Raw genomic sequence first — 8,910 nt, forward strand, 5'->3', positions numbered from 1 at the left:
TCAGATATCTCCACTAAGCCCGGAGGTCCTCCCCACAATCAACAACCGTCACCAACGTGTCTGCCGAGTACAGCTAGCCGTCGCGGCCTTCCCGCTTGCGGCCCAACGGCACGGGCGCGACGACGCCGGGCGCGAGCCGTCGCGTGAAGACCAGGAAGGCGGTGTGGCCGCGCATCGAATGCTGTGGCCGGACCGCGAGACCGACGACGTTCCAGCCGCGCTGCAACGTCTCCCAGGAACGTGGCTCGGTCCAGCACTGCTGCGCCCGAAGGGCCTCGACCGCGCGCGACAGCTGGGTGACGGTGGCCACGTAGATGATCAGCACGCCGCCGGGGATCAGCAGTCGCGCGACCGACTCCAGCACCTCCCACGGCGCGAGCATGTCGAGCACGGCGCGGTCGAAAGACCCGTCTGGCAACTCGGAGTCGGCGACGTCGCCGATGACCAGTTGCCAGTTGTCGGGCGCCTGCCCGCCGTGAAACACCGACACGTTGCGTTCGGCGTGCTCGGCGTGGTCGGCGCGCAATTCATAGGAGGTCACCCGGCCTTCGGGCCCGACCGCGCGTAGCAGCGAACAGGTCAGCGCGCCGGAGCCCGCGCCGGCCTCCAGCACCCGCGCGCCCGGGAAGATGTCGCCCTCGTGCACGATCTGGGCGGCGTCCTTCGGGTAGATCACCTGGGGCCCGCGTGGCATCGACATGACGTAGTCGATCAGCAGGGGCCGCATCACCAGGTACACGGCGTTGTTGCTGGACTTGATCACGCTGCCCTGCTCGAGCCCGATCAGCGCGTCGTGCGGGATCGCCCCGCGATGGGTGTGAAACTCGGCGCCCGCGGTGAGCACGACCGTGTAATGCCGACCCTTGGCATCGGTGAGCTGGACGCGCTCGCCCTCGGTGAAAGGGCCGGTTACGGACACGCGGTCTAGCGTGCCAGCCGACTCGCCGCCGCAGGTGTTTGGGGGTTGTCGGCGCCCGGTCCTAGGCTGCCGACATGATCGTCCAGCCGGAGGCGCCCCGGGCGGCGGAACGCCCGGCGGGGCAGGTGTACCGCCCGGCCCTGTCGCCGTCGCGCGCCGCCGACTTCAAGCAATGCCCGCTGCTGTACCGATTCCGCGCCATCGACCGGCTGCCCGAGGCGCCGTCGGCCGCGCAGCTACGCGGATCGCTGGTCCATGCCGCCCTGCAACAGCTTTACGGCCTGCCCGCCGAGCAGCGCGGCCCCGACACCGCCATGTCGCTGGTGGAGCCTGCGTGGGACCAGATCATCGCCGCGACGCCCGAGATGACCGCCGACCTGGATCCGGCGCAGCGCAAGCAGCTGCTGGCCGAGGCGCAGGCGCTGCTCGCCGGGTACTACCGGCTCGAGGACCCGACCCGGTTCAACCCGGAATGCTGCGAGCAGCGGGTGGAGGTCCAGCTCGCCGACGGCACCCTGCTCCGTGGCTTCATCGACCGGATCGACGTCGCGGCCACCGGCGAGCTTCGGGTGGTCGACTACAAGACGGGCAAGGCCCCGCCGGCCGCGCGAGCCCTGGCCGAGTTCAAGGCCATGTTCCAGATGAAGTTCTATGCCGTGGCGCTGTTGCGTTCGCGGGGTGTGCAGCCCAGCCGGCTGCGACTCATCTATCTGGCCGACGGCCAGGTGCTGGACTACACGCCCGACCGCGACGAGCTGCTGCGGTTCGAGAAGACGCTGATGGCGATCTGGCGGGCCATCCAATCCGCCGGGCAGACGGGCGATTTCCGTCCCAGCCAGTCGCGGCTGTGCGACTGGTGCCCCCACCAGCAGCACTGCCCGCTGTTCGGGGGAACGCCGCCGCCCTATCCGGGATGGCCGGAATCACTTGGCGCACAGACTGATTCGTGTCCGACGGAGCCGGCGGCCTAGTCGAGCGGCGAGAGCTCCTGCAGCAGCGTGGGAATCAGCTCGCTGACCGTGGGGTGGATGTGCATGGTCCGCGACAGCGTGGTGTAGGGCGCCTTGGCCGACATCACGTCCAGAATGCCGTGGATCGCCTCATCGCCGCCGACCCCGAAGACGGCGGCCCCCAGGATCTCCTGCGTGTCGGCGTCCACCACGACCTTCATGAAGCCTTGCGTCTCACCCTTTTCCACCGCCCGGCCGACTCTGGTCATCGGCCGCTTGCCGAGAAGCGCCTTGCGGCCCGACGCGCGGACCTGATCGACGGTCATGCCGGCACGCCCGAGCGGCGGATCGATGTAGAGCGCATAGGTGGTGATCCGGTCGCTCACCCGGCGCGGGTCGTCGTCCAGCAGGTTGGCGGCGACGATCTCGAAGTCGTTGTAGGAGGTGTGGGTGAAGGCGCCCTTGCCGTTGCAGTCGCCCATCGCCCAGATGTGATCGACGCTGGTCTTCAGCTGATCGTCGACCAGAATGTAGCCGCGGGCATCGGTCCGCACTCCGGCCGCTTCCAGGCCGAGGTCGTCGGTGTTGGGTCGCCGGCCCACCGCAAGCAGCAGGTGACTCCCCTCGACGGGGGCGGCGCCCGCACGAGGTGTTAGCTCGAACCCATTGCCGGACTTGGCTATTCGCACATCATCGGCGCCTACGATGACGTCGATGCCTTCGGCCCGCAGTATTTCTTCGACGGTTGCCGAGACGTCCTCGTCCTCGCGCGATGCGAGCCGCGGCCCCCGTTCGACGACGGTCACCCGGGCCCCGAACCGCCGGTACATCTGCGCAAACTCCAGGGCGATATAGCTGCCGCCGACGATGACGAGATGCGTTGGCACCGTGTCGAGTTCGAGGACCGACACGTTGGTGAGGAAGTCGACCTCGGACAGGCCCGGGATGTCGGGCACCACCGCACGCCCACCCACGTTGAGGAAGATGCGGTCGGCGTGCAGCACATCGTCGCCGACGCGAAGCGTGTGCGGATCCTGAAAAACCGCGTGGCCGCGAAAAACGGTGCAGCCGTTCATGCCCTCGAGCCAATCCTCGACGCCTTTGCGGTCGCCGAGCATGATCTCGTCCTTGCGGGCCTTGACCTTCGCCATGTCGACGCTGACCGGCCCGGTGCCGACGCCGTATTCAGCGCCACGGCGCGCCAGATGCGCGGCATGCGCGGAGGCCACCAGCGTCTTGGTCGGGATGCATCCGGTGTTGACGCAAGTGCCGCCGATCAGCTTGCGCTCCACCACCGCGACGCGTTGCCCAGCCGCGGTCAGCCGACCCGCCAGCGGTGGGCCGGCCTGCCCGGCGCCGACGATGATCGCATCGAAATGCTCTGTCACTTAACCGCCGTCAGCAGGTACTCGGTCAACACGTGACCCGTCGCCGCGAGGATGGCGAACCCGCCCACGATCGCGACGGCGTCCTCGAGCAACGCGATCGGCAGGTCCTTGCCGCCCGTCGCGGCGACCAGCCGCCTGCGCGCGTGGTAGCCGCCGAGGGTGCCCAGCACCGCACCGATGATGCCGGCGCCCAGCGCGGTGAACGTCCAGTGCGGCCACGCGCCGAGGGCCGCGCCCGCTAGCCCGCCCATGACGATCCGGGCCGCGAAGATCGGCGGCGCGGTACGGGCCGGCGTCTTGGGCAGCTTGTCGTTGATCAGTTCGCCCACGGCGAGAACGGTGAAGACGATCACCGTGATGATGCTGGCCATCCAGCCCGCCCATGTGCCGTGCAGATCGATCCAGCCGATGTACGCGGCCCAGGCGACGACGGCGGGTGCGGTCAGCGAGCGCAGCCCCGCCACGACACCAATCAGTAAAGCCAGCAAGACAAGAAGTGCGTGTGTCACGGAAGACCCTCCTGGGAGACGAACACCGGCGACTGATGCGGGGACGGCCCACACGCCAACCCGGGCAGTGCCCCGAGGCGGACGCTAACACAGCAGCCCGTTTTGCACCGCGTGCGCGATTAGAACCGGCAAAACCTGATGTCGGACGCCAGGATCGCCTTGGCGCCGATGGCGGCCAACTCGTCCATGATCTCGTTGACGCCGCGACGCGGCACCAGCGCGCGGATGGCCACCCAATCCGGGTCGGCCAACGGTGCGATGGTGGGCGACTCCAGGCCCGGCGTGATCGCCGTGGCTTTGTCCTGCACCGAGCGGGGGCAGTCGTAGTCCAGCATCAGATATTGCTGGCCGAACACCACGCCCTGGATCCGCGCCACCAGTTGATCGCGCGCCGCCTGCGTGCCGGACTTGCTGCTGTGGTCGCTTTCGATCAGCACCGCTTCCGAATCGCACAGCGGCTCGCCGAATGCCACCAGGTTGTGCAGGCTCAGGGTGCGCCCAGAGCCCACCACGTCGGCGATGGCATCGGCCACGCCGAGCTGAATCGAGATCTCCACCGCACCGTCGAGCCTGATGACCGTCGCCTCAATACCACGCCCGGACAAGTCTTTTCGGACCAGATTGGGATAAGCGGTGGCGATCCGTTTGCCGGCCAGATCGGGTATCTTCCAGTCACGCCCGGCCGGCGCGGCATAGCGGAAGCTGGACGAGCCGAATCCCAGCGCCAGCCGTTCGCGCACCGGTGCGTCGGAATCGCCCACCAGATCCCGGCCCGTGATGCCGAAATCCAATTCTCCCGAACCCACATAGATGGCAATGTCTTTGGGCCGCAAGAAGAAGAACTCGACCTGATTGGCCGGGTCGATGACGGTCAGATCCTTGGAATCGGTGCGTCGCCGGTAGCCCGCCTCGGCGAGGATCTCGCTGGCCGGCTCGCTCAGCGTGCCCTTGTTGGGAACGGCAACCCGCAGCATGGTCACAGCTTCCGATACACGTCGTCGAGGGTCAGCCCGCGCGCCACCATCAACACTTGTGTCCAGTAGAGCAACTGGCTGATCTCGCCGGCCAGCGCTTCGTCGGATTCGTGTTCGGCGGCCAGCCACACTTCGCCGGCCTCCTCGAGGATCTTCTTGCCCAGCCCGTGGACGCCGCCGTCCAGCGCGGCGACGGTCGCGCTGCCGGCCGGCCGGGTGCGGGCACGCTCGCCCAGCTCGACGAACAGATCCTCGAAGGTCTTCACGGCCAGCGATTGTTTCACGCGGCGGCGAGCAAAGTCACGGCGGTTTAGCCCCGGCCAGGTTCTGAGCCCCGTTGTCCGTCGAATCCGGCGAGGGTGATGCGCAGCGCCTCCTCCAGCTGGACGTGAAACGGTGGGCTCTCGGCGATGTTTGAGGTCAGCCATCCATCGAGGACGAATTGCACCGTGGCCAAACTGGTATGGACCAACAGCGCGGGCCGAATGTCAACCGCCGCATCGACATTCATCCGGTGAGCAACCTGCCGTATCAGCGTGCCGTGGTCGGTCTCGCTGACCAAAACGGATTTGCTCAACAAGTGGGGCGCGGTCGCGACGGCAAGGCGCCACGTGTCGAGGTTGTCGACCCCGCTGACATCCCTGGCGTGCGTGACGAACAGCTGGATCAACGCCTCGACCGGCGACTCATCTGGCGGCCTGGCGCTGTAGGCACCCACGATCTCGGCGGCCGCCTCCCGCACGGGATCGACCAGCAAGCCTTCCTTGGTGGGCGCGTACCGGAAATACGTGCTGATGGAGATCCCGGCGGCCGCCGCGATGTCCTCGGTCGTCACCGCCTCGAAGCCCCGCTCGGCGAACAGCCGATGCGCGGTCCGTTGGATCTGGGACAGCAGCTCGGCACGGCGTCGGTCGCGGAGCGAACCGGTGTTTGCTGAGGGCATGCCATCACCTTCGTCAATCCGACATTGAAACCCCACGGTGCCGCGCAGCGACGAACTGAGATGAGTGACTCTACACTATTGAAAGTCGCTATCAAATAGGCTAATGTGATGCCGCACACACCGATGAGCTGCGGAGTCCTGGCGGCTGTTGACACTATTTTAATAAGGATAGCGTCCGACGGCCGCCCGCCGTTCTCCGCTCGGCACTCAGCATTTAGGGGTGGGAGAGGGCCGATGAAAGCGGTAGCTGGTACGCGATGACCTGTGCCATGGGTTTGCTAGACGGACCGCAGGTCACGCCGCTATGACGACGACACAGCTAGATGGCGTCACCGCCATCCGGACCTGGTCCGTGGGGTATGTCAAACGTCACCCGGTCGCCTCGCTGACGACGGTAGGCGAGCAGTTCGTGTTGGGTGTGCGAACCGCGCAATATTTCTTCTACGACCTGGTGACCGGGCGATTCCAGTGGCAGGAGTTCGTCCGGCAGGGCGCGTTCATGGCCGGCACCGCCGTGCTGCCGACGATCCTGGTGTCGCTGCCGATCAGCGTCACCCTGTCCATCCAGTTCGCGTTGCTGGCCGGCCAGGTCGGCGCCACGTCGCTGGCCGGGGCGGCCAGCGGGCTCGCGGTCATCCGCCAGGGGGCGTCGCTGGTGGCCGCGGTCCTGATGGCATCGGCCGTGGGGTCGGCCATCACCGCCGACCTGGGTTCGCGAACGATGCGCGAAGAGACCGACGCGATGGAGGTGATGGGCGTCTCGGTGATCCGCCGCCTGGTCGTCCCCCGCTTCGCCGCCGCGGTGATGATCGGCGTGGCCCTCACCGGCGTCGTGTGCTTCGCCGGATTCTTTGCGAGCTACATGTTCAACGTGTACTTCCAGAACGGGGCGCCGGGCAGCTTCGTGTCGACGTTCGCGTCGTTCGCGACGACCGGCGACATGATCTTGGCGCTGATCAAGGCGATCGTGTTCGGCGCCATCGTGGCGATCGTGTCGAGCCAGAAGGGCCTGTCCACCAAGGGCGGACCGACCGGCGTCGCGAACTCCGTGAATGCCGCCGTGGTCGAGGCGATCCTGCTGTTGATGATCGTCAACGTTGCCATCAGCCAGCTCTACATCATGTTGTCTCCAAGGACGGGACTCTGACGTGACGGCCTCGGCTTATCAGCCTTTCGCACCGATTTCGGTGCCGCTCGCCCGGCTCTACCGCCGGGGCAGAGCGCCGATCGTCCGGCTCGGCCACCTGCTCGTCTTCTTCGTCCGAGCGCTGGTCGCCGTGCCACTTGCCTTGCGCCAGTACAGCGCCGAGTTCCTGCGGCTGCTCTCCAACATCACCTGGGGCAACGGCTCGATCGTGGTGGGTGGGGGCACCGCCGGTGTGGCCGTCGTGCTCGGCATGACCGTCGGCGCCCTCGTCGGCATCGAGGGCTACAACTTTTTGGACCTGCTCGGCCTGGGGCCGGCCACCGGGTTCGTGTCGTCGTTGGTCAACACCCGCGAGCTGGCTCCGCTGATGGCCTCGCTCGCGTTCGCCATGCAGGGCGGCTGCCGCTTCACCGCCCAGCTGGGATCCATGCGCATCGCCGAGGAGATCGACGCGATGGAATCGATTGCCATCCGCCCGATCCCGTACCTGGTGACCACCCGGCTGATCGCGTCGGTGGTGGCGATCGTCCCGCTGTATGCCGCCTGCCTTGCGATCGGATACCTGAGCACACAGGTCGTGGTCGGCATCGGCAGCGGCGGCTCGACCGGCTCGTATCTGCACTACTTCACGCTGATGCTGGCCGGCCAGGACATCGTCTATTCGTTGATCAAGGCCGTCATCTTCGTGTGGATCGCGTCGACGATCCAGTGCTACTACGGGTATTACGCGAGCGGCGGGCCCGAGGGCGTCGGCGTCGCAGCGGGGCACGGCATGCGGGCCAGCATCACCGTCGTGATCATCGTGAACATGCTGCTCACCATGGCGCTGTGGGGTGTCGACTCCGGCGCCAGGTTCGGCGGGTAGGTCGTGGAACATGCCCAATTCCTTTGAGCTGGACGGCCGCGGCCCGACGGACCGGCAGCTGTTCGGCATCGGGATTGCGGTCGTGGTGGTCAGCGCCCTGGTCACCACCGCGATGCTGGTCAAATCCACTGGGCGACTTAACGATTACGTGCGGGTGGTGGCCGACCTGGTCAACGTGGGCGATGGCCTTCCGCAGAAGTCCGACGTCAAATATCACGGCGTGCTCGTCGGCATGGTCAACGACGTCGTGCCTGCGGCCCACGGCAAGCCCAACTACGTCCACATCGACCTCAAACAGGACTACGCCAAGTCGATTCCGGCCAACGTGACCGCACGCGTGGTGCCCAGTAACGTCTTCGCCGTCTCGTCGGTCCAGCTGGTGGGCAACGGCCCCGGTGTGATAATCCGCAACGGCGCCCACATCCTGGAGGACAAGCGGCTGCCGACCGTGCTGTTCCAGACGACGGTCAGCAAGTTGCGTGACCTGCTCGCCGCGGCGGGGCGAGGCCGCGACGACAGGTCGGTGGGGATCCTGGCCGCGCTGGGTGCGGCCACCGACCACCGCCGCGTTAGCCTCCTGAACGCCGGGGCGCAACTGAATCGCCTTCTCGATCAGCTCAATTCGATCGTCAGCACCGATGCCGGCCCCTCGACGGTGTCGGCACTGCTGGACGCGACGACCGGGCTCGCCCAGACGGCACCCGACCTCCTCGATGCCTTGCATCAGGCCGTCGAGCCGATGCGGACCTTCGCCGAAACCCGCGGGCAGTTGGCCTCGCTGCTCTCGGGCGCCGACTACACCGTCGGCACGACGCGCCAGTCCTTCGACAACCACATCGACCAGCTGATCAGGATCACCACCGATTTCACGCCGGTGCTCGGCGTCCTGGCGCAGAAGTCGAATAACTTCGTGCCAGCCGTCGCCAAGCTGGACAACCTGGGCAACCAGTTCATGGAACAGGTGTGGAACCCCCGGACCAACCTGGGCAACATGCGCGCGATGCTCACCTTCACGCCCAGTTCCACCTACACGCGCGCCGACTGTCCGCACTACGGCGAGCTCAAAGGACCCAGTTGCTTTACCGCGCCGCTGATTCCGGTGCGACCCGATCTACCCGAGGTGCTGTTGCCGCAGAACTACCATCCGCCCAAGGATCTGGCGCCACCGCCCGGCACCGTGATCGGCCCGGACGGAAACCTCGTCGCGGTCGGGCC

General features: G+C 67.0%; 10 protein-coding genes. 4 read left to right on the top strand and 6 right to left on the bottom strand.

Annotated features, from left to right (window positions below):
* Positions 1-73 precede the first annotated feature (73 nt).
* Positions 74-919, bottom strand: coding sequence for a tRNA (adenine(58)-N(1))-methyltransferase TrmI (trmI, locus tag ACYQ8K_RS29380; RefSeq protein WP_459974806.1), 846 nt, complete (start codon positions 917-919; stop codon positions 74-76).
* 74 nt (positions 920-993) lie between these two features.
* On the opposite strand from trmI, the gene ACYQ8K_RS29385 reads away from it, so the two are divergent.
* Positions 994-1,890: a RecB family exonuclease gene (locus ACYQ8K_RS29385; RefSeq protein WP_459974808.1), complete on the top strand. Its 897-nt coding sequence runs from the start codon at positions 994-996 to the stop codon at positions 1,888-1,890.
* Here the strand turns inward: ACYQ8K_RS29385 and ACYQ8K_RS29390 are convergent.
* The 5 genes from ACYQ8K_RS29390 to ACYQ8K_RS29410 form a co-directional block, all read right to left on the bottom strand.
* A complete protein-coding gene (locus ACYQ8K_RS29390) occupies positions 1,887-3,257 on the bottom strand; it encodes an FAD-containing oxidoreductase (RefSeq protein ID WP_459974810.1) in 1,371 nt (456 codons plus the stop codon). The genes ACYQ8K_RS29385 and ACYQ8K_RS29390 overlap by 4 nt on opposite strands.
* Positions 3,254-3,766, bottom strand: a complete 513-nt coding sequence (locus ACYQ8K_RS29395; RefSeq protein WP_459974812.1) for a DUF4126 domain-containing protein — start codon at positions 3,764-3,766, stop codon at positions 3,254-3,256. Before ACYQ8K_RS29395 ends, ACYQ8K_RS29390 begins: the two co-directional genes overlap by 4 nt.
* A 119-nt stretch (positions 3,767-3,885) precedes the next feature.
* Positions 3,886-4,740: an ATP phosphoribosyltransferase gene (hisG, locus tag ACYQ8K_RS29400; RefSeq protein WP_459974814.1), complete on the bottom strand. Its 855-nt coding sequence runs from the start codon at positions 4,738-4,740 to the stop codon at positions 3,886-3,888.
* 2 nt (positions 4,741-4,742) lie between these two features.
* Complete coding sequence (locus ACYQ8K_RS29405) at positions 4,743-5,024, bottom strand: phosphoribosyl-ATP diphosphatase (RefSeq protein ID WP_459974816.1); 282 nt, start codon at positions 5,022-5,024, stop codon at positions 4,743-4,745.
* 26 nt (positions 5,025-5,050) lie between these two features.
* Positions 5,051-5,683 (bottom strand): TetR/AcrR family transcriptional regulator, encoded by a 633-nt coding sequence (locus tag ACYQ8K_RS29410; RefSeq protein ID WP_459974819.1) that lies wholly within the window; start codon positions 5,681-5,683, stop codon positions 5,051-5,053.
* Positions 5,684-5,987: 304 nt separating this feature from the next.
* On the opposite strand from ACYQ8K_RS29410, the gene ACYQ8K_RS29415 reads away from it, so the two are divergent.
* The 3 genes from ACYQ8K_RS29415 to ACYQ8K_RS29425 all read left to right on the top strand — a co-directional run.
* A complete protein-coding gene (locus ACYQ8K_RS29415; RefSeq protein ID WP_459974821.1) occupies positions 5,988-6,830 on the top strand; it encodes an MlaE family ABC transporter permease in 843 nt (280 codons plus the stop codon).
* Position 6,831: 1 nt separating this feature from the next.
* Entirely contained in the window at positions 6,832-7,695 is an 864-nt protein-coding gene (locus ACYQ8K_RS29420) for an ABC transporter permease (RefSeq protein ID WP_459974823.1), read from the top strand.
* Between the two features lie 10 nt (positions 7,696-7,705).
* The coding region (locus ACYQ8K_RS29425; RefSeq protein ID WP_459974825.1) for an MlaD family protein at positions 7,706-8,910 on the top strand (1,205 nt) is incomplete at its 3' end.

The sequence above is a fragment of the Mycobacterium sp. MUNTM1 genome (assembly GCF_054660795.1).